This window comes from Salinispirillum sp. LH 10-3-1, from assembly GCF_030643825.1.
Lineage (GTDB): Bacteria > Pseudomonadota > Gammaproteobacteria > Pseudomonadales > Natronospirillaceae > Salinispirillum.
Genome location: NZ_CP101717.1, coordinates 883400 through 904830, shown reverse-complemented (window position 1 = coordinate 904830; position 21431 = coordinate 883400). Strand labels below are relative to the sequence as shown.

At 55.0% G+C, this 21431-nt stretch carries 21 protein-coding genes and 1 tRNA gene; 17 read left to right on the top strand and 5 right to left on the bottom strand.

What is annotated here, in order from left to right; all coding sequences use genetic code 11:
* Positions 1-432: 432 nt before the first annotated feature.
* Positions 433-1620 (top strand): MFS transporter, encoded by a 1188-nt coding sequence (locus NFC81_RS03950; RefSeq protein ID WP_304996236.1) that lies wholly within the window; start codon positions 433-435, stop codon positions 1618-1620.
* A 90-nt stretch (positions 1621-1710) separates the two neighbouring features.
* Here NFC81_RS03950 and NFC81_RS03945 read toward each other — a convergent pair whose 3' ends face one another.
* Positions 1711-2091, bottom strand: coding sequence for a DoxX family protein (locus NFC81_RS03945; RefSeq protein WP_304996235.1), 381 nt, complete (start codon positions 2089-2091; stop codon positions 1711-1713).
* Between the two features lie 232 nt (positions 2092-2323).
* Between NFC81_RS03945 and argA the strand changes: the two genes are divergently transcribed.
* The 5 genes from argA to NFC81_RS03920 all read left to right on the top strand — a co-directional run bounded on the left by argA (position 2324) and on the right by NFC81_RS03920 (position 6392).
* Complete coding sequence (gene argA / locus NFC81_RS03940) at positions 2324-3649, top strand: amino-acid N-acetyltransferase (RefSeq protein WP_304996234.1); 1326 nt, start codon at positions 2324-2326, stop codon at positions 3647-3649.
* A gap of 35 nt (positions 3650-3684) precedes the next feature.
* On the top strand, positions 3685-4503 hold the full coding sequence (pyrF, locus tag NFC81_RS03935) for an orotidine-5'-phosphate decarboxylase (protein ID WP_304996233.1): 819 nt from the start codon (positions 3685-3687) through the stop codon (positions 4501-4503).
* Positions 4500-5003 (top strand): bifunctional adenosylcobinamide kinase/adenosylcobinamide-phosphate guanylyltransferase, encoded by a 504-nt coding sequence (gene cobU / locus NFC81_RS03930; RefSeq protein ID WP_304996232.1) that lies wholly within the window; start codon positions 4500-4502, stop codon positions 5001-5003. Before pyrF ends, cobU begins: the two co-directional genes overlap by 4 nt.
* Positions 5004-5023: 20 nt before the next feature.
* Positions 5024-5902, top strand: coding sequence for a cobalamin-binding protein (locus tag NFC81_RS03925; protein WP_304996231.1), 879 nt, complete (start codon positions 5024-5026; stop codon positions 5900-5902).
* A 115-nt stretch (positions 5903-6017) separates the two neighbouring features.
* Positions 6018-6392, top strand: a complete 375-nt coding sequence (locus tag NFC81_RS03920; protein ID WP_304996230.1) for a hypothetical protein — start codon at positions 6018-6020, stop codon at positions 6390-6392.
* A 66-nt stretch (positions 6393-6458) separates the two neighbouring features.
* On the opposite strand, the gene msrA is transcribed toward NFC81_RS03920, so the two are convergent.
* Positions 6459-7094, bottom strand: coding sequence for a peptide-methionine (S)-S-oxide reductase MsrA (gene msrA, locus NFC81_RS03915; RefSeq protein ID WP_304996229.1), 636 nt, complete (start codon positions 7092-7094; stop codon positions 6459-6461).
* Between the two features lie 85 nt (positions 7095-7179).
* Here msrA and NFC81_RS03910 point away from each other — a divergent pair, with 85 nt between their 5' ends.
* The gene (locus NFC81_RS03910; protein ID WP_304996228.1) at positions 7180-7548 is read left to right on the top strand and encodes a PilZ domain-containing protein; all 369 of its coding nucleotides are present in this window, start codon (positions 7180-7182) and stop codon (positions 7546-7548) included.
* Positions 7549-7613: 65 nt separating this feature from the next.
* On the opposite strand, the gene NFC81_RS03905 is transcribed toward NFC81_RS03910, so the two are convergent.
* Positions 7614-9557 (bottom strand): methyl-accepting chemotaxis protein, encoded by a 1944-nt coding sequence (locus NFC81_RS03905; RefSeq protein ID WP_304996227.1) that lies wholly within the window; start codon positions 9555-9557, stop codon positions 7614-7616.
* A 252-nt stretch (positions 9558-9809) separates the two neighbouring features.
* On the opposite strand from NFC81_RS03905, the gene ilvD reads away from it, so the two are divergent.
* The 10 genes from ilvD (at position 9810) to NFC81_RS03855 (ending at position 19806) form a co-directional block, all read left to right on the top strand.
* On the top strand, positions 9810-11654 hold the full coding sequence (gene ilvD, locus NFC81_RS03900; RefSeq protein WP_304996226.1) for a dihydroxy-acid dehydratase: 1845 nt from the start codon (positions 9810-9812) through the stop codon (positions 11652-11654).
* 87 nt (positions 11655-11741) lie between these two features.
* On the top strand, positions 11742-13211 hold the full coding sequence (locus NFC81_RS03895; protein WP_304996225.1) for a hypothetical protein: 1470 nt from the start codon (positions 11742-11744) through the stop codon (positions 13209-13211).
* Positions 13208-14257 carry an A/G-specific adenine glycosylase gene (gene mutY / locus NFC81_RS03890; protein ID WP_304996224.1) on the top strand — a complete coding sequence of 350 codons (1050 nt, stop codon included), beginning with the start codon at positions 13208-13210 and terminating at the stop codon, positions 14255-14257. The genes NFC81_RS03895 and mutY overlap by 4 nt, the downstream gene beginning before the upstream one ends.
* 83 nt (positions 14258-14340) lie before the next feature.
* Complete coding sequence (locus NFC81_RS03885; protein ID WP_304996223.1) at positions 14341-14607, top strand: oxidative damage protection protein; 267 nt, start codon at positions 14341-14343, stop codon at positions 14605-14607.
* Between the two features lie 99 nt (positions 14608-14706).
* Positions 14707-14782, top strand: a tRNA-Phe gene (locus NFC81_RS03880).
* 316 nt (positions 14783-15098) lie between these two features.
* Positions 15099-16109, top strand: coding sequence for an asparaginase (locus NFC81_RS03875; protein WP_304996222.1), 1011 nt, complete (start codon positions 15099-15101; stop codon positions 16107-16109).
* Positions 16110-16138: 29 nt separating this feature from the next.
* Complete coding sequence (locus NFC81_RS03870; protein WP_304996221.1) at positions 16139-16525, top strand: DUF2750 domain-containing protein; 387 nt, start codon at positions 16139-16141, stop codon at positions 16523-16525.
* 6 nt (positions 16526-16531) lie between these two features.
* Positions 16532-17341, top strand: a complete 810-nt coding sequence (locus NFC81_RS03865) for a class II glutamine amidotransferase (RefSeq protein ID WP_304996220.1) — start codon at positions 16532-16534, stop codon at positions 17339-17341.
* Between the two features lie 120 nt (positions 17342-17461).
* Positions 17462-18058 (top strand): class I SAM-dependent methyltransferase, encoded by a 597-nt coding sequence (locus tag NFC81_RS03860; protein WP_304996219.1) that lies wholly within the window; start codon positions 17462-17464, stop codon positions 18056-18058.
* Positions 18059-18159: 101 nt separating this feature from the next.
* Complete coding sequence (locus NFC81_RS03855) at positions 18160-19806, top strand: L,D-transpeptidase family protein (RefSeq protein WP_304996218.1); 1647 nt, start codon at positions 18160-18162, stop codon at positions 19804-19806.
* A gap of 35 nt (positions 19807-19841) precedes the next feature.
* On the opposite strand, the gene NFC81_RS03850 is transcribed toward NFC81_RS03855, so the two are convergent.
* A complete protein-coding gene (locus NFC81_RS03850; protein WP_304996217.1) occupies positions 19842-20585 on the bottom strand; it encodes a sulfite exporter TauE/SafE family protein in 744 nt (247 codons plus the stop codon).
* Positions 20582-21430: an SDR family NAD(P)-dependent oxidoreductase gene (locus NFC81_RS03845; RefSeq protein WP_304996216.1), complete on the bottom strand. Its 849-nt coding sequence runs from the start codon at positions 21428-21430 to the stop codon at positions 20582-20584. Before NFC81_RS03845 ends, NFC81_RS03850 begins: the two co-directional genes overlap by 4 nt.
* Position 21431 lies beyond the last annotated feature (1 nt).

The window sequence follows — 21431 nt, the reverse complement described above, 5'->3', positions numbered from 1 at the left end:
AATGGTTTCAGTCGTCAACGTCAGCACCGCGCACTCTCCAAAATAATTGAGCGTGCACGCACTCTGGCAGGCAAAAATTAATGGCAAATGTCGGCTGTATTACAATTGTTACAACAGAAATCTTTCATCTCTGCCTTACGTTGCTGAAGCAGTCCTATAGTTGCCTCTTAAGAAGCCCCCGTAAGCTACGCTTTTTTCAGACTGCTTTGCCGAATAAGATCTTTTGCGGGAACAATTTCTAGCGAAGCTCTGGCCCGCACTATTAGGCGAATTTATCCTTCTGCCCATACGTACGATACTCCGGTAGCTGTGCTAATCTAGCGCGCTATAGGACTGACCATGCGGCCAGTTTCTGTATAATGAGCAGGTGTTCGCCGCTCTCACACTGTAACGAGTTATCGAACCGTCCCCCCACTGTTTATAGGAACATTCATGGATCACGCCTTGCCTCCACAGCAAACGGCGTCGCATTGGCGACCCACCATTACCTATTTTTTGATGTTCATCGGCATAGGCATGATCGGTGGCATTCTGGGCCCTGCCTTACCCTTTCTGGCCGAGCAGAGCGGGTCAACCATGAGCCAGATCGCCATTCTTTTTACAGCGCGCGCACTGGGCAATATGGCCGGGTCGGTTATTTCTGGGTTCTTGCTTGATAACTTTAAAGGCCACCGAGTGTTGATTGGTATGATCACGCTCGCGGTGACCGGCATGCTCCTAATGCCCGTTAGCCCCTTGTTGATCGTAATGACGGTCGTCATCTTCGTCTTGGGCTTTGCCGAGGTATCCATGAACGCCGGTGGCAACGTCATGACCATGTGGTGGCACCGTGAGAAATCCGGTCCCTTTATCAGCACCCTGCATTTCTGCTATGGCGTCGGCGCCATGGTGGTGCCACTGATCATTATGGTGGCGGTAAATAACGGTGTCTCAGTACTGTGGGCCTTTTGGTTGGTCGCTTTTTACGTGGTGACGGTAGGCATATTTTTGGCCCCGCAGCGCAGTCCGCTTAGCCCAACGAATGACGGCAGCGACCACGTCGACAAGGAATATGACAAGGTGGTTTTCATTGGCCTGTTAATCATGTTTGGCTTTTATGTCGGCATGGAAATGACCTTTGCCGGCTGGATCACCACTTATGGCGTAATCAATGGCATGACCCAAGGCGATGCAGCTTTCTTGGTGTCTATCTTTTGGTTTAGCCTGTCCATGGGTCGATTGCTGGCCATTCCGATATTGCGCGCTGGCTACTTCACGACCCTGCTGTACAGCTGTCTGAGCTTAGCTATTGCGATGATGCTGAGTCTTTACTTCGGCTGGCTGCCTCTGATGGTGCTGACCTTTGTGTTTGGTTTGTCTCTGTCAGCCATCTTCCCGACGTTGTTTACTCTGGGCAATCAACTGGTGTCGCTGAACGGTAAGCGTACCGGCATGATTTTCCTAGCAGCAGGCTTGGGTGCAATGGTTGCTCCGACGCTGATTGGACCGCTGATCGAGAACTTTGGTACCGACGCCCTTCCCCTGTTATTGGCTGGCATGCTCAGCATGAAGGCATTTGGCTTAGCGTTGATCTTACTGCGTCAGCGCACAACCCGGCGACGCGCCGCCGCAAGTGCCTAAGAGGTATCCGTAAGCCATAAAAAAGGCGCCATATAGGCGCCAAAGGCTTGCTTGAACAAGGAGCATGTTCCGCTCAAGGGCGGCGAAGACTTAACGGCGGGCGTCGATACTGATTTTGCCTGCGCCGTGTGCCAGCAATACCAAGAAACCACCAGCGATCGTCACGTTTTTCATGAAGCTGATCATTTCCATTTGGTTGCTTGGATCAAAGTGAAACAGGAAGCCAGATAGCAGCGAGAAACCAGCCAACAATAAAGCGGCAATGCGCGTCTGGAAACCGACGATGATGAACAGGCCACCAATTACTTCGACCAAAATTGTTGGGTAGATCAAGATACCTGGCACACCCATCATTTCCATGTAACCCTGAGTACCTTCAATACCACCGATCTTACCCAAACCGCTCTGGATAAAGATCACGGCCAACAGGACACGACCGGCTAATTCTGCAAACGGATACAATGCTTTCATGTTAATTTCCTTCAATATGGTTAAACAACGTTAGTTTGGCTTTTTGCGATGGCGTCAATATAGGCGGCGAAACGGGACACGAATAGCGAAAGAATTCGACGCATATATTGAAAAAATTTGAACCTCCTAGCGTAACCGCCTCAACACCTTTGACTCAGCGCCACTCCAACGCCCTTTCCACTGGCTCGGTCATCTGTTGTAATAACGGTCTAACCAACAGGACTCTTGGCTCATGTCACTCTCCACCGATCAGTTTCTGGACTTCTTTCGCAGCACCAGCCCGTACATCCATGCCCATCGCGGCAAGACGTTGGTGGTTTGTTTATCTGGTGAAGCGATTGATGAAGGCAGTTCAGCGTTGATTCATGACCTCGCGCTGTTGCGCAGCCTTGGTCTGCGCTTGGTGGTGGTCTTTGGCGCGCGGCCACAAATCGGTCGTGCCCTAAGTCATGTAGGTATTGAAGACGACTTCAGCGACAATCTACGAGTCACCACCGCAGAGACCCTGCACCATGTAATCGGCGCTGCACAGCACCTATTGGTCCGCTTGCAAGCCGAGTTTTCCCGTGGGTTGGTCAACAGCCCAATGCACGGTGCAGCAGTGCGTACGGTGACCGGCAACTACGTGTATGCGCGACCGCGCGGCATATTGAACGGCGTGGACCTGCAATTCACTGGCAGCGTGCGCCGTGTAGCCGGCCAAGACATCTGCCATCAGCTCGACAACGGTAACGTAGTGCTGGTGCCGCCGTATGGGTTTTCGGTAACGGGTGAACTGTTCAACCTCAGTGCCCTGGAAGTCGCCCGCGATTGTGCACGTGCCATTCGCGCGGACAAGCTGGTGATACTGGGCCAGATGGCGGCCTCGTTGCCCGATCCTGCCGTCACCAGCCAACTGACACCACAAGCACTGCACGACACCCTGAGTGACTTGTCGCACGATGCGCCCGGCTACCAAGAAGCCCAGACCGCCTTACTGGCCTGCCAGCAAGGCATACCGCGTGTGCATTTACTGCCCGCGGACGAGCCCGGGGGTTTGCTCCGTGAGCTCTACACACGAGATGGCTGTGGCATCATGATTACGCGCGACGAGTACGACACCTTCCGTCCGGCCCGCAGCGACGACATTGGGGGTATCCTCGAACTGCTCAAACCGCTGGAGGATCAAGGCATTCTGGTGCGCCGCTCACGCGAATTGCTGGAACAGGAGGTCGATCATTTTGTCGTCAATGAGCGCGACGGCATGATCATTGGCTGTGCTGCATTGCACCCGTTCCCTACTGAGAAAGGACATCAAGCCGAGCTGGCCTGTGTGGCCGTGCATGCGGACTATCAGGTGCATGGCCGCGGCGCTCAGCTACTTCGTCATATTGAACATAAAGCCCTGCACGCCGGTGTCACGCAGCTTTTCGCGTTAACCACACACACCACGCACTGGTTTCTGGAAAACGGCTTTCAGGCTGGCAAAGTAAGTGACCTACCTGATGAGCGTCAGGCACTGTACAATTACCAACGCAACTCACGGGTGCTGATCAAGGCTCTTAAAAGCCACAAATAGCGCCCTAACCGAACGCCTACCGAAGAGAGTGATTTTTGACTTTTTATTCCAAACTTCAAGCCCGCTGGCAATCAACCGACTCATTGATCTGTGTCGGCCTGGACCCGCAACCCGAACTGTTCCCCGCCGCCATTGCGTCTGAGCCGAAGGCCATTTTCGCCTTCAATAAAGCGATCATTGATGCAACGCACGACTTGGTCTGCGCCTATAAGCCTCAAATCGCCCACTACGCCGCGGTGGGCGCCGAAGACCAGCTGCAGTCCACCATGGATTACCTGCGCACCGAATACCCCGACATTCCGATTATTTTAGACAGTAAACGAGGCGACATTGGCTCAACCGCCACCATGTATGCCCGTGAAGCCTTCGAGCGCTATCAGGCTGATGCGGTCACCGTTAACCCCTATATGGGTTGGGATACCATCGAGCCTTTTGCACGCTACACCGACAAGGGCGTGATCGTATTGTGTCGCACGTCTAACGACTCGGCAGTAGAACTGCAAAACCTCACGTTGGCTTCAGGTAAAACTCTGTTTGCCCGGGTTGCTGAACAGGCCACCAAAAAATGGAATCCACATGGCAACCTCGCCTTGGTAGTGGGAGCAACGGCACCGGCAGAGCTGGCAGAAGTCCGCGCCCTGATCGGCGACATGGCGATCCTAGTGCCCGGCTTAGGGGCTCAAGGTGGCGACACTGAAGCGGTCATGAAAGCAGGCTTGAACAGCCAAGGCACTGGTTTAATCATCAACTCATCACGCGGCATACTCTATGCCAGCCAAGGCCCTGATTTCGCTGAAGCCGCGCGCCAAGAAACGCTGCGCATGCGTGATCTGGCCAATCGGTTCCGCCCATGATCCACCTGATTACTGGCGGCGCCCGTTCCGGCAAAAGCAAACGCGCGGAAACCTTAGCCATGGGCAGTGCCCTGCCAGTTATCTACGTCGCTACGGCACAGGCAGCAGATGCCGAAATGGCAGCCCGCATCGCCCACCATCGGCATCAGCGACCAAGCGACTGGCAAACCATAGAAGAGCCGATTCAACTTGCTCAGGTACTGCAGGCGCTGCCGGACGATCACTGTGTTTTGATTGACTGTATGACCCTGTGGCTCAGCAACCTCTTGCACGCCGAACGGGGCACCTTGGAGCGCGAGGCCAATGCCTTTTTGGAGCACCTCGCCACGACCTCACAGTATTTGATCATCGTTACCAATGAAGTGGGCAGTGGCATCATTCCCTTAGGTGAGTTAACACGACAGTTTGCCGATGAAGCTGGCCGCCTTAATCAACAACTAGGGCGTTTGGCGGACCAAGCAGAGCTGATTGTGGCTGGATTGCCGGTTTTTCTGAAATGACTTTTTAAAGGACCTAACCAATGACATTGACGCAACGGATACTCAAACACCTCTGCCTGGCCTTGCTCGCAGGCCCTCTCGCCACTGTCGCAACCGCCGACATTCGTGTTACTGACGACGATGGCAACACGATTATTCTCCAGCAGCCAGCGCAGCGCATTGTCAGCCTGGTCCCACACGCCACCGAGCTGATGTTCGAGATCGGCGCCGGGCATCTTGTGATAGGGGCTGCCGAGTACAGCGACTACCCCGAAGCCGCCAAAGCCATTCCTCGCGTTGGTGATTATTTCGCGCTGAACCTGGAAGCCATTCTCAGCTTACAGCCTGATTTGGTTTTGGCATGGCATAGCAGCAATGTCTCCTCGCAGCTTGAGACCCTCGCTCAGCTGAACATCCCCATTTATTTTACTGATCCGCAGAACATCGCCATGATCGCCGAGACACAGCGTGACCTTGGTAGCCTCACTGGGCGCGCCGCTCAGGGTGAACAAGTCGCACAAAAACTCCTGCAAGCCATGACTGACTTGCGATCAGAATACGGCGACCGTGAACGCCTGCGTGTCTTCTACCAAGTCTGGCACGACCCCATTTTCACCATCAGCAATCGTAATTTCATTGGCGAACTGATTACCCTATGTGGTGGCGAAAATATTTTCGGCGATGCCACCATGCTTGCCCCACAAGTTGGCCGAGAGTCCGTGGTAGCAGGCAATCCACAGGTGATTTTGGGTGGCGGTTCTGATGGAACTGGGTTTGAAATCTGGCACCCCAGCAAAGAAATTGCCGCGGTCGCGTCAGGACACCTTTACAGCATCAACAGCGACCATATCTCGCGCCCGACCAGCAGTTTAATAACGGGTGGACGCCTGTTGTGTGAGGCTATTGACCTAGCGCGGTAAACGCGAATACGATGATTAGGATCAACGAGTACAGTCTTTTCTACCTGAGGGCTTGCCCTTAAACACAGCCACTCTATACTGACTATGAAAACAACACTCTGCGGAGGATAGCAATATGAAGAAGTTAGGACGTGTTTTGTTAGCAGGACTGGTCGCCGGCGCCTTGGCCACCAGCGTACAAGCCATTGAATATTGGACCGGCGGTGTCGGTATTGAGTCACGTGCTGAAGCACCGATGCAGAACACCACCATTGAATTTTTCAATGTGGAAGGTTCTTATCTGGCCGAAATCTGGTTCACTCTCCACAATGATCGTGGCGAGTTACTGACCGAAGGCTTGACCGATGGCCCTTGGGTTGTTGCCCAGCTGCCAGACGGTAACTATCGCATCAGCGGTGAGCGTCTGGAAAACGGTGAAGTGCAAACTGCCTTCTTTCGTGTAGCGGGTAACCGTCACCAGATCGTTGGCCTGAAATACCAGTCTGAATAAGGCTTAGGCGGGTATGCTACCCGCCCCATTCAAGGCAGGTATTCGCTACCTGCCTTACACTCCTCCCTAGATCGCACACACCACACCGGTTCCTTTCAAACCGCAATATCCATTAGGGTTTTTATGCAGGTACTGCTGATGATAGGTTTCAGCGTAGTAAAAGGGTACGTCTCCTCGCACTTCCGTTGTGATCTCTCCCAAGCCTGCCGCGCTCAGCTGGGCCTGAAAAGCTGCTAGGCTTTCTTGTGCTTTTTCCATTTGTGAGGCGCTGCTCGTATAAATGGCGGAGCGATACTGCGACCCCACGTCATTGCCTTGTCGCATACCCTGGGTCGGGTCATGAGCCTCCCAAAAGGTTCGCAGAATATCATCCAAAGCGAGACGCTTAGGGTCAAAGACCACCAGCACAACTTCCGTATGTCCCGTTTGCCCCGTACAAGTCTCTTCATACGTTGGGTTCGGTGTGTAGCCCCCGGCATACCCTACCGCAGTGGTAAAAACCCCAGACATCTGCCAGAACAACCGCTCCGCACCCCAGAAGCACCCTAGCCCAAGGACTATACGCTCCATACCGGCAGGGAAAGGCGCCAGCATCGAGCTGCCGTTTACTGCGTGCGTCGACACGATAGACAATGGCTCTGAGCGACCCGGCAAAGCCCCTTCCGCTGATGTTGGCATATCTGTTTTCGTAAAAAGACCCATGTAACCTCCACGCTGACCATTGAGAGTTGCTGGCGAGCAACTACCTGACTATAGTGATACACAGCCTACGTTGAGAGCAAGCCGAATGGATGACAACCGCCGCTTTACCCGCCTACCCCAAGACGCCAAGGCCTGCCTTGTTTTGCCAGGTCAGACCATTGATGGCGAAGTGCATGATATAAGCCTCAAAGGTGCACTCTTTCTCGCCCTCAGTGATGATCTGCCAACACATTGGCACGAGCATGAAGGCACCCTAAATATAGAGCTGAATGATGGTGAAGTGGTGATCTCAATGAACGTAAGACTGGCCTTCATTGACGGTCATCATGCCGGGCTGGAAGTGACCTCTCTTGGCCTCGATAGCGCTTCGCACCTGCGTCGCTTGGTAGAGCTTAACTTAGGTGCTGAAGATCTACTGCAGCGCGAGTTGGGCATGCTGTGGGACAACCGCTGACGCTCATAAATCTATAAAAGGCCGCGCCTGTTCGTCAGGGCGGCCTTTTTACTGAAAAAGTTCTCTTACTCCGTTTTAAATCGACCCAATCGTTTCCGCAGGTCTTCGGCGAGGCTCATCATATCCGTGCACGCCGACACGCAGGCCTCGAGCTCTTCCGCCGACGAACGCGCCACATCGGAAATACCTTGCACGTGTTTGTTCACATCGTCTGTTACAGCACTTTGCTCTTCGGTTGCGGTTGCGATCTGGTGGTTCATATCCACTACCTGCATCAGCTGTTCATGAATACCTCGCAAGGCTTCGCGCGTCTCTTGCGCTGAAGAAACGGCGGCTTCAGTTGCCGACTGACCAGCATTCATCGAAGTAACGGCGCGCTGCGACCCCTCTTGCAATTGCTGAATACGGGCTTGAATGTCTTCTGTCGAGCTGCGTGTGCGGCTGGCCAGCGTCCGTACTTCATCCGCTACTACCGCAAAACCACGGCCCGACTCACCCGCCCGGGCCGCCTCAATGGCAGCATTAAGCGCCAGTAAGTTCGTTTGCTCGGAGATGTCACGGATGACTTCCGTGACCTTAACGATGTTATCGACGTCCGCCACCAAGTCCGTTAACGAGCTTGATGCGCTGCCAATTTCGTTACGCATTACCTCACTGTTTTGCAAACTGGCCTCGACACGGGTATCGGCCTGCTCGGCAGCGGATGCGGCCTCTTGCGAGTAAGACGCTGTCTCGTTTGCATTGCGGGTAATCTCGCCGACAGTGGTCGACATTTCATGCATGGCGGTTGCCACAGAGTCGGTCATTTGGTTCTGCTCGGCCGCACTGCCTTGCGTACGCTGCACGATATCAACCACCTGACCGATGATGCCGTGCAACTGCTCGTTACTCTGGCGAACATCGGCAATCAGCCCGGATAACGACGATACAAAGCGGTTAAAGCCACGCGCCAAGTCGCCCAGTTCGTCTTTACGGTTTTCGGGCAGCTGCCGCGTCAGGTCACCTTCACCCGAGCTAATTTCCAGCAAAGCTTCGCTCACCGCTCGCACCGGACGCATCAAGCGCGATGTGACCACCGTTGTCAGCAACAACGACACCACCAAGATAACCAACCCGATCATACTGGCCACCAACAAAGCATTACGGCTTTCGGCATAAACCTCGGCTTCTGGAATTTCGATGATCAACTGCCAGTCCAGCGCCTCCAACGGCAACGAAGCAACCAACATCGGCACACCGTCACGGACAAAGCGCTCCAATTCAAACTCACGGCTGCGCAGCAATGACTGAGCGATTTGTGGTGAGGTATAATCGGCGAGTGTAACTTCGTTAGACACCAAACTCAGGTCATCATGAATCATCATGATGCCATTGCTCGTTACCGTGTAGAGCCTACCACCCTCACCAATGCTGTAGCGTCTCACGGTATCGACCGCGGCCTCTAACGACAATGCCATGCCGCCGATGCCGGTAACACGGCCATTCAAGTCCCGCATTTTGTGGTTGATGAACAGCGACATATCGCCGGTATCAATGTTGACCGCACCGGTCACCACCGGGTCCACGCTGCCATCCAGCAAGGCAAAAAACCAAGCAAAGGCCGGATCATTGCGTAACATGGTGCGTGTTTGGCCGACTTCGGTCCAGTAGGCACCGGTGCTGGCCGACACCACATACGCCGACAATGCCCCGTGGCGATCAGCGTGGCGTCTCAAATAGGCCACTATGTCGTCGTTTTGGTTGGCGGGCTCACCTGCCGCCATCCAACGCCGTACGTACTCATCGTTTGCTACCGCCGCCGCATGGGCCACCGGCACCTCGACGATGGTGCTTAAGGCATTGCGCACGGCTTCCGCTTGCGCGGGCAGGGCCGTTTCGAGAATGGCTGAATCAGCCTGTGCAACAATCATTCGGGTATACAGTACACTGCTACTACCCAACGCAAATACGAGTGCCAGCGCCATCGTAACCAGCATCTGCATACGAATACTGAGATTGCCAAACTTCATTAGGACACCTTTCGTTTTTATTTGTGACAGTAATCTTGCTTCAGTATGGCTCAGTACATTGAACCAACTGTAAATATTTGTAAACAAGAATATACGCGCTGCACATTAAGTTTTTCTTACGGCTATTGACCCTTCCAAAAATAAGTTAATCGACAGAGCAAGCCATCGTTGGCGCATGCAGCGCATTTAACGTAAAATCGCCTGAACTATACTAATACCAGCGCCTAGCAACGGCGCACCGCAGGAGTCGAAATGCCTAAGTACCGTTCCCACACCACCACCCAAGGCCGCAACATGGCTGGAGCCCGCGCTCTCTGGCGCGCAACAGGCATGAAAGACGGCGATTTCCAAAAACCCATCATTGCCGTGGTGAACTCCTTTACCCAGTTTGTACCGGGCCACGTCCACCTAAAAGACATGGGGCAACTGGTCGCACGTGAGATTGAAGCCGCAGGCGGTGTGGCGAAAGAATTCAACACCATCGCGGTCGACGACGGCATTGCCATGGGCCATGACGGCATGCTGTACAGCCTGCCCAGCCGCGATCTGATTGCCGACTCGGTGGAATACATGGTGAATGCGCACTGCGCCGACGCCATGGTGTGTATTTCCAACTGCGACAAGATCACCCCGGGAATGCTGATGGCCGCCATGCGCGTCAACATCCCTGTTATTTTCGTTTCCGGTGGCCCGATGGAAGCCGGGAAAACCAAATTGATTGACCACGGATTGGATTTAGTCGATGCCATGGTTATGGCGGCAGACGACAGCGTAGACGACGAGACCCTGGCGGAAATCGAGCGTTCAGCTTGCCCGACCTGTGGCTCGTGCTCAGGCATGTTCACTGCCAACTCCATGAACTGTTTGACTGAAGCCATCGGCCTCAGCTTGCCCGGCAACGGCACCGTGGTGGCTACACACGCCGACCGCGAGCGCTTGTTCAAAGAAGCCGGACACCGCATCGTTGAAATCACCAAGCGCCACTATGAGCAAGACGACTACAGCGTCTTGCCGCGCAGCATCGGCAACAAGAAAGCCTTTGAAAACGCCATGATGCTCGACATCGCCATGGGCGGCTCCACCAACACCATTTTGCACTTGTTGGCCATCGCCCTTGAGGCCGAAACCGACTTCACCCTGCAGGACATGGACCGCCTGTCGCGCTACATTCCGCAGCTGTGTAAAGTCGCCCCGAACACGCAAAAATACCACATCGAAGACGTCCATCGCGCTGGCGGCATCATGGCCATTCTGGGTGAACTGGCGCGTGCCGGCTTGCTGCACACCGACGTCCCCACCGTCCACAGCAGCACCATGGCGGAAGCACTGGCGCACTACGACATCATGCAAACGCAAGACAGCGCGGTGAAAGAATTCTTCCGTGCTGGCCCCGGTGGCGTACCCACGCAAGTCGCGTTCAGCCAAGCCGCGCGCTGGCCCACGCTCGACGGCGACCGCGCCAACGGCTGTATTCGTGACCTCGAACACGCTTATTCGAAAGAAGGTGGCTTAGCGGTATTGTTCGGTAATATTGCCGAAGACGGCTGCGTGGTGAAAACTGCCGGGGTGGACGAGTCCATTCATGTGTTTGAAGGCAAGGCGAAGATATTTGAAAGCCAAGACTCTGCAGTAAAAGGCATTCTGGCCGACGAAGTGAAAGAAGGCGACATCGTCATTATTCGCTACGAAGGCCCGAAAGGCGGCCCCGGCATGCAAGAAATGCTGTACCCGACCAGCTACCTGAAATCCAAAGGCTTGGGCAAGGCTTGCGCCTTGCTGACCGATGGCCGTTTCTCTGGCGGCACGTCTGGCTTGTCGATTGGTCATGCCTCACCGGAAGCCGCCGCAGGCGGCGCCATTGCCTTGATCGAAGAAGGCGACACGGTGTTTATCGACATCCCGAACCGCAGCATTAACCTGCAAATCAGTGACGCCCAAATGGCCGAACGTCGCGCCGCGATGGAAGCCAAAGGCAAAGACGCCTGGAAGCCCGCCGAACAGCGCGAGCGCAAAGTATCGGCCGCGTTGAAAGCCTATGCCTTGCTGGCCACCAGCGCCGACAAAGGCGCCGTGCGCGATCTGAGCAAACTCGACTGATCCGCACCTGACAGCCTTGGTTCAATGCACAATGAGCCAAGGCTGTTTGCCATCCTGCCCTGCACATTCTGAGAAATATCCCACTCTATGTCCGTGAAACGTTTCGTCATCGTCGCCCTCGTCGCCCTGATCCTATGGCCCGCCGCTGGCTGGGTGTTCTTGTACAGCACCGCCGACCGAATGGCACACCAAGCCACAGCAGCGCTCCACGACCTCGTGATACAACACAGCGACTGGCAGCTCACTACAACGCAGGTGGGCTACCGACTCGGCATCGTACCCGCCGTACAATTGCACAATGCCAGCTTGCACATTCCCGGCTTAGACGACCCCCTGCAAATCAGCAACGCCAGCCTAACCGGTCGCTGGTACAGTCTCTGGTTATTCTCATGGCTCCCTGACCGCGTAGTCATACATCACGGCCAATGGATTCAAAGCGCCAGTGAGCAGACTGCCGTTGACTTAACTCAAGCGTGGGCGATTGCCGAAGCCCTACCACGCCTGCAAGCGCCGTTCGTGCGCTTGCGCGCCATCGACATTCAACAGCTCGACGTCACCCTCTACGACCCGGACACCGCTACACTGGTAGACGCTACCGTGAGCGCTGAACTCAGCCGCGTGCGTGGCCAAGAATACCAACTGCAAAGCATTGCCGACCTGCGCGGCGACGGCTGGGTTGACCACGGTTTTGCCGAGCTGCACGTGGAATGGGGGTTACGCAGAGACGACCTCCCGGTTCGCCTGATCAGCCTGGACGCCAATTTGGAAGTGCACTCCAGCAGCCGCGAATACGGCATCTACCGTTGGGAAGCACAAGCCGCACAACTGTACGTGAACCCCACCACACAGCACTTTGAGGCACGCGACCTTGCCTACAGTGAAGCCCGCAGCTTTGGCCGCGAAGAAAGCTTACCGCTGGAAACTGGCGTGCGCTGGGCGCTTATCAATGCCGAGGGCACGTGGGCAAAAGTGCCTGTAGCCAACGCAGAAAGTCGCTGGCGCGCCGCCACCGTGCGCCGGGCACAAGTGGAACGCCCACGCAGCGAATGGGTAGAAGACCTACAGTGGATACAGCAATACGACCAGTGGAACACCCGCGCACCTGGCACCACCGGACGTACTGAAATCAGTTGGCAAGCACGCCTGAATCACCCTGAACTGCGCCAAATACTGGTTCAACTTAACCAGCAGCAAAGCAGCGACAACACCCTAGACCGCTGGCGCGCCGAACCGGCCAATATCGCCATCGACGTCACCGGCCAGCAAACCAACCACGTACTGCGTGGTCGTGCCGATGCATTGAGCGACCTAGACAACCGCACCCTGCACCTGAACCGTCTGGAGTTGAGCGAGCAAGCTGGCATCGACACCTACTGGCTTTACGGACACCTGCTCCTGGACGACAACCAACTCAGCTTTGACGACCTGATTGGCTCCGAGCGTGGCACAACAGCCAACCCCTATCAGTCATTACGCTTCTGGGCCGATTGTTATGATCAACATGCCTCGTCAGTTGTCCTCAGCTTAATGGACTGCAGTGCGAGCCTGCGCCAATGAGCAAGCTGCACAACGCCACCGACTTTCAGCGCCGCGTAGTGAGCTGGTACGACCAACACGGACGCAAACACTTGCCGTGGCAGCAAGACCGCAACGCCTACCGCGTGTGGGTGTCGGAAACCATGCTGCAGCAAACGCAAGTCAGCACCGTGATCCCGTATTTTGAACGCTTTATGGCGCGCTTCCCCGACGTCACCGCACTGGCGACAGCACCCATCGATGACGTACTGCATCTATGGACCGGGCTCGGCTATTACGCCCGCGCGCGTAACCTGCACCGTTGCGCACAAACCATTGCGAGCACCCACAGCGGGGAGTTTCCGAATACCGTCGACGCACTGTGTGAGCTACCCGGCATCGGCCGTTCAACCGCCGGAGCCATCGTCAGCATGGCGTTTCAACAACGCGCCGCCATACTGGACGGTAACGTGAAGCGAGTACTCACACGCCTGCACGCCGTGGATGGCTGGCCTGGCACCACCGCCGTGCAAAAAGAACTGTGGCAGATCGCCGAGCACTACACACCGCACGAACGTGTACAAGACTACACTCAGGTGATGATGGACCTTGGCGCCACCCTATGCACCCGCAGCAAGCCACAATGCACCCAATGCCCCGTGCAAGACCTCTGTGCCGCACATGCACAAGGCACCCCAACCGCATGGCCGCACAGCAAACCGAAAACCGTCAAGCCCGTAAAGGCCGCTTGGTTTCTGATGCTGCAACTGCCTGACCAGCGGTGTTACCTCACACCACGTCCACCCACCGGCTTGTGGGGCGGCCTGTGGTGCTTTCCTGAATTCACCAGCAGCGCCGCTTTAGACGACTGGCTAACACAGCAGGGTTATGCCCTCGATCTGCGGGAAGACTGGGCCACCTTTCGCCATACGTTCAGTCATTTTCATCTGGACATCACACCCGTACATTTGCGAACCTCAAACGTGATTAACGCCGAGGAACAAGGCCAATGGGTACAACCCCATTTAGACGAAGCATTGGGTCTTGCCGCACCGACCAAACGCCTTCTGGAAAAGCTTCGCTCATAACGTAAGAGGCCAGCCCTCTGGCCGAACAAACAAACCCGTAGGAGGCCAGCCCTCTGGCCGAAAAACTACCATAGGAAAATACCATGACCGTCTTCTGCACCAAATACCAAAAAGACCTCCCGGCCCTGCCCAAAGCGCCCTTTCCTGGCCCAAAAGGCCAAAAAATACTCGAAACCGTCTCCCAGCAAGCGTGGGCCGACTGGCAAGCGCACCAAACCCGGCTCATCAACGAGAAACACCTCGTGATGACCGACCCCAACGCGCGCAAATACCTGATGGAGCAGATGGACAAATTCCTCTCGGGCGACGACTACGACCAAGCGGAAGGCTACGTTCCGGAGGAAAAATAGCCAACGAACTTATTTTGCCTAAAAAAATCAGTAGCTTAGGCAAAAAATGGTTGACGGCAACGGCAAAAATCTTTTTAATACGCTCCGTCGCTAAGACATGCCCAGATAGCTCAGTCGGTAGAGCAGAGGACTGAAAATCCTCGTGTCGGTGGTTCGATTCCGCCTCTGGGCACCATCATTAAAGCCAGCCTCGTGCTGGTTTTTTTGTGCCTGAAAATCACCGAAATACCACGAATGCCCGGTTATAAAAGCCAATGCGACACAGAGGCAGAAACTGAAAGCCACCCGCCAACTTTACGACATTTACCTAGAAAGCATCCAAGCTTCGTCTGTATGACCATTCTAAAATGTCTCACCCGCGCACTCTAGGTTGTCATCAGAATTGTCGTGCTCACAAAAGTTTGTGGAAGACGACACCAATTGTCAGCCGCTATCAAAGTCATCCATACTCTGTGCAACAGACTTTGACACCTTAACCACAGGACTCCCCCATGCCCCAAAGCAACCCGACCCTTGTCCATATCACCCGTGGTGGTGCAGTAGAAAGCATGCATCGTGGGCGTGCGTTGGTGATGCGCAGCAACGGCGAGTTGCTGTGGTCGGTGGGTGATGTTGATGAACTCACCTACCCACGCTCTGCCATTAAGGCGTTTCAGGCTTTGCCGATGGTGGCGTCGGGCGCGGTGGAAGCGCTGGGCATCAGCGATGAAGAATTGGCGTTGTGCTGTGCGTCGCACAATGGGGAAGACCGCCACACGGCGGTGGCCGATGCGTTTTTGCAGCGTTTGAATTTGGCGGAGCCCGCATTTGAATGCGGTACGCACTGGCCGATGGGCCAGCAAGCGACAATAGATTTAGCGTGGCGACACACCAAACCCGATGCGCGGCACAACAACTGTTCGGGCAAGCATTTGGGCATGCTGGCACTGGCGGTGCGCGAAGGCTGGAACACGCAAGGTTATGTGAAGCCGGAACATCCGGTGCAGCAGGCAATTAAGGCCTGCATCGAAGCCTGTTGCGATACGTCGCTCGACGGTGTGCCGCTGTCACCCGACGGTTGCACGGCACCAACCTGGGCCATGCCGCTGCATCGTTTAGCCTTGGGGTTTGCGCGCTTCGCTGACCCGTCGCAGTTACCCGCACAATACCAAGCCGCAGCGAGGGAGTTGCATCGTGCGGCAACCCAGCACCCGTTTTTGGTGGCAGGGACTGAACGTTATTGTACCGAGGTCATGGCAGCCTTGGGGGATGAGGCATTCCTAAAGGTTGGTGCGGAAGGCGTATACATCGCGGCACTGCCTCGGATCAAACTGGGCGTGGCGATTAAGATGGATTCTGGCTCAGCGCCTGCCGCTGAGGTGGCAATGAGTGCTATCCTTAAGCAACTGGGCTTTAATCTGCCGGAAAAGTGGCAGTCTGTGGCGTTGCGCAACCGCAACGGGTTATTAACGGGCGCGATTACGCCGGTTGAATCAGCCTACGCAGACCTGAAGTTAGCCTAATTTAATTCTATTGTTTTAGCGGAGAGCGTATGACCAACCCCATGACCGCCGACGAACAGCAAGCCATTGTACAGTTGTCCGCCGAAGAGCGTTTTGAGTATTTTCTGGAACAAGCGGTAGCCACCGGCTGCGTTTGGACGCTGCGCGGTGATGATGGCGGTGTATTGATGTCAGCCGAGGGCAAAGAATGTATGCCCGTATGGCCGAGTGAAGCCTTCGCGGCGACCTGGGCGGTGGACGACTGGGCCGACTGCGCGCCCTTCATGATAGATTTGGACGCGTGGATGCAACGCTGGCTGCCCGGTATGCAAACCGATGGTTTGAGCGTCGTGGTGTTCCCAGATGACGCCGAAGAAGGCTTGGTGCTGCGCCCGAAAGAACTGAAGAAAGCCATGCAAGAGACTCAGCAGGGGTAATTGATCGTGTGTGAATTGCTGGGCATGAGCGCCAACGTCCCCACTGATATGTGCTTCAGTTTTACCGGCTTGACCCGCCGTGGCGGTGGAACCGGCCCGCATAAAGATGGTTGGGGGGTGGCGTTTTACGAAGGCGTGGGAGTGAAGACCTTCCACGAATCGCTCGCCAGTGCGGACTCACGCATTGCCGAAATTGTGAAGTCGCACCCGATGAAAACGGAAGTCGGCATTTGCCACATTCGGCAGGCCAACGTGGGCGATGTGTGTTTGGCCAATACCCATCCGTTCATACGTGAACTGTGGGGGCGTTATTGGACGTTTGCCCATAACGGCCAGTTGCAAGGTTTCCAGCCAGCGGCGGGTGTTTATGAACCGGTAGGTTCGACCGACAGTGAAAGCATTTTTTGTGACCTCCTAAATCGTCTGCGCGGCTCCCAGCCACGTGACTTGTCCGAATCTGCGTTGGTGGATTTCCTTGTCAGCAATAGCCATACCTATGCTCAACAAGGTGTGTTCAACTTGCTGTTAAGCAACGGCGACTGGCTGTTTACCTTCTGCACCACCAAGATGGCCTGCATTACGCGGCGTGCACCTTTCGGCCCTGCCCGCCTGCGAGACGAAGAGATGGTGGTGGATTTTGGTACGGAAACCACACCGAATGACGTGGTGAGCGTAATCGTTACCGATCCACTGACAGCAGATGAAGTCTGGGATGTGTATGCGCCCGGTGAGTGGCGCTTTTGGCGCGCTGGAGAAGTGGTGCAGCAAGGCCAGGTGGATGTACCTACGCACCCAAGCCCTTCGGCCTCGCAGTAAACAGAAACTTCCAATTTGTGCTTTTTCCGCACAAGTCTTTTCAACCCCCGCCAACCTCCATCTGGACTCTGGCGCAAAAGTTCGTATGATGCCCTACTGCATCATTTCGAGGGCGATTCCATGCTCATGTGGAACCAACGTTACGCCACGGAAGAATACGCATACGGCAAGGAACCCAACGACTTTTTACGTCGCACGGCTGACGACATCCCACCCGGACGCATTCTGTGTCTTGCGGAGGGTGAAGGCCGCAATGCCGTTTATCTGGCGCAGCAAGGCTGGAAGGTCACTGCAGTTGATATCTCCGAAGTGGGTCTGGCGAAAGCCCAGCGGTTAGCTGCTGAGCGCGGGGTGACCATAGAAACCATTCAAGCTGACTTGGCCGACTTTCATATCGAGCCTAACAGTTGGGAGGCGGTCGTCAGCATCTTCTGTCACCTGCCGGTAGACATACGTGCGCCCCTTAATCAGCGCGTAGTTGCAGGCCTTAAGCCCGGAGGCACCCTGGTTATGGAAGCCTACCATCCAAGACAGGTGGATATGGGCACTGGCGGACCAGAAAACCCAGAGCTATTGGCTGACTTAGACACGCTGCGCGCCGAGTACCGCGGCCTGAACCTGCAACTCATGCAGGAAATCGAACGCCCTGTGCAAGAAGGTATCTATCACCGAGGCGAGAGCGCCGTGGTGCAGATACTAGGTTTTAAGCCGCACTAAAGCGCGCAATTCGCGTAAATTGCACCGAACGGGGAGACGAGCGGCGCAATTCAAGTTATCTTTACGGTACAGCATTACGATTGACTCGATTAAGGATATCGATGTACTTCGCAAATCAACTCTACCGTATCAGTCTTGTGTGCGGCCTAGCATTCATTTTAGCGGCCTGTTCGGGACGTTCCTCGACCCCGCTCGACTTGCCCACGCGTACGCAAATGGCCTCGACTGTGCAGGAGCAAGTCGAGCTGATGCTATCCGCCTTCTCGCCCATTGCCGGGCAGGCATTGCCAAACGAAAATGTGTTGGCCGTGTACGAAAAGCGCAACTACAACCCTATTTGGATACACAAAAAGCAGCTCAGTCCTGCCCTGTGGGAATTACTGACGCAACTGGACACCGCTCACGCCCAAGGGCTTAACCCGGTGCACTACCATACCGCTATTTTGCGCGAATACCTGAGCATCGAACGCCCGACGCAACAACAGTTGGCCGAACTGGATGTCATAGCGACGACTGCGCTGCAAAACTACGCCCACGACCTCAACGTTGGCCGCTATGACCCACGTCTGATTGACACCAACTGGCAGCTGGATGCCCCAAGCGACACTTGGATGCGTATCTTTGATCTGCCTTCCGCCCAGCAGATGGTCGACTATCTGCCGAATCTGGCACCTGCGCACAACGACTACCAGATCCTGCAACGTTGGTATGTGTATTACCGCGACCTGCACCAACGCGAACCAGACGTGCGGGTACCCGGTGGTGTCTTGATGATGCAAGGCGAGCGCGGGACCCATGTTTCCTTACTGCGAGCGCGACTGGCGCAAACTGGCGACCTGCGTAATGGGACACGCAGCGCGGCCGACGACGTTTTTGATGAACGCCTGAAACAAGCCGTGATGAATTTCCAGCGCCGCCATCATCTGGGTGCCGACGGCCGAGTGGGTTCTCAAACTCTAGCGGCGCTAAACGTGCCGTTGAGCCAACGTGCCGAGCAAATCCGCTTTAATTTAGAGCGCTGGCGCTGGTTACCGTCGGAACTCGAAGAAGACCGTATTTGGGTAGATCTCACCGATTACCAGGTACACATTCACCTCGACGGCGCCCATCACCGCATGCGTGCCGTTATTGGCTCGCCCGAGCACCGCACCGCAGTGTTTCGTGGCAACATGACCTACTTTGAAGTCAATCCGACGTGGCGCGTACCCCATCGTATCGCTACCGAAGTGTTATTGCCTCAAATACAACGAGACCCTAATTATTTGACTCGCAATGGCTATCAGGTTTTCCAAGGCTGGACACCCGGTGCAGCCCCCATTGATCCCGCCACCATCGACTGGCGCGCACTCGACGCGACTACCATGCGCTATCGATTGGAGCAGTTACCGGATGAAGGCAATGCCATGGGGCGCTTTAAGTTTATGTTTCCTAATCGCAACGCCATCTACCTGCATGACACGCCGGAACAGCGACACTTTAGCTTGCGCCGTCGAGCCTATAGTGCGGGCTGCATCCGTATTGAAGACCCCGACCTGCTGGCCGACTTGTTAGCGGGCAGTGGCAGAAATGTCCGCAATCTTGCGATGGCGCGCAATACAGACGACACCACGGTGATTGGGTTGGACAAGCCTATTCCCGTGTATTTGGTGTATTTCACTGTGGCGCCTGACAGCAACGGCATGCCCGAATTCCGTCACGATGTTTACGGCCGAGATGCTCTGATGACGGAGGCCATGGGACGCATCTAGTTTACCGTGATGCTTGTGACTATTCTGCTAGCAGCTCACAGGCGACTTACATTGTTCCACATCAGAATACAGCCCGTAAGCAACAACATAATTAAAACCGCACGACGGAACTTTTCCTCACTGATCCTTGAGTGCAGCCACTCCCCAAAGACCATCGCCGAAATAACAACAGGCACCAGCCAAAGCACCGTTGAAAAACTGTCGCTCAACCGTCCGGTAAACAAGAACCAACCAGTCAGTAGACTGTTTAAGGAAAACCAAACAACAGATAAGGTCGCTCGAAATGTGCGCTTGTCCAGATGCTGTCCGGTTAGCGCATAAACCAATAGCGGGCCGCCAGAGGCGAACAAGCCATGCGTTACACCGGCACCCAAGGTCAACACATAAGTGCGAGCAACTGGGTGAGGCTTGAGTTCGGCCAAGGGCTGATACGCCAACCATAGACTGCGACTGGCAAACCAAATAATCAGCAGCGCAAAAAGCCACTGCAGCAGGGTACTCGGCAGCCATGGGTGCAATACTACACCGACTAACATGCCAACCAACATGGCGGGTAGAAGGCGATGCAACAACAGATCGACTGCAATGAAACGCCGGTAGCGCAATGACAGATAGCCACTGAGCAGTATGTTGAGTGGCACTAAAATGAACATCGCTTGCTCAAGCGGCAGCACCAAGGCAGCCAATGACAAAGCTATAACCAGACTACCAAACCCGATGGCAGCATCTATAGTCCATGCCACAAACACCGCACCAATCAATACAAGCCACAATGTCATTGGCCAGGTTCCTTTTCAGGGTGGTCAAGTTCAGTAACGAACCGTCGACGCATCATACGCAAATACCAGCGCGGGCATAATCGGTACAGCACACTCGCTAGATTAATGAAGCGGTCAGCAAATAATCTTTGCGCCCCCTTCCCTAACGCCTCATCAATACGAGACACCAACCACTCTACCGTTTGAATCCGTCCGACAGTGCTGCGTGCATGACTCGCACGTCGTCCCGTTCCGCTAAGCGCATTGTTCTCAATCTCGGTCGCCAGAAAACTCGGATATACCATCAAAAGCCCAATATTGTCGTCTTGCCACTCGGCCCTCAGGGTTTCGAAATACTGGTGCAGAGCTGACTTGGCAGCACAATAAGACGAGCGTGCCATCACCGGCATCCAACCCGCCATACTCCCCACATTGATCACTGTGGCATTAAACTTTGGCGCCCCTGCGACCAGTAAAGCATACAAGCCTTGTGTCAGTTGGACCGGCGCAAGGAAGTCAACTTGCATCACTTTTTGCGTCACCGAGATGTCCGTTTGCATCGCCAAAGAGCGATGTGTGATGCCGGCATTATTCACCAGTACATTCAAATAATTCGTGTCTGAATTTATTTGTTCAATGAGGTCAATGATGGCTTCCGGGCTACTGAGATCACAGGCATAAGCATGCAGGCGCAGGCTTGGGTAAGCCGTTTGCATTTGTGCAGCCTGCTTATTCAACGCATCAGTATTCACGTCTACCATGTAGATATCGTATCCCCGCCCTGCGAGATAGTTACTCAGGGCTAAGCCAATCCCGCTGGCTGCACCCGTTACTAACGCTTTGGGTTTTAGGGTCGGCGCAGCCATA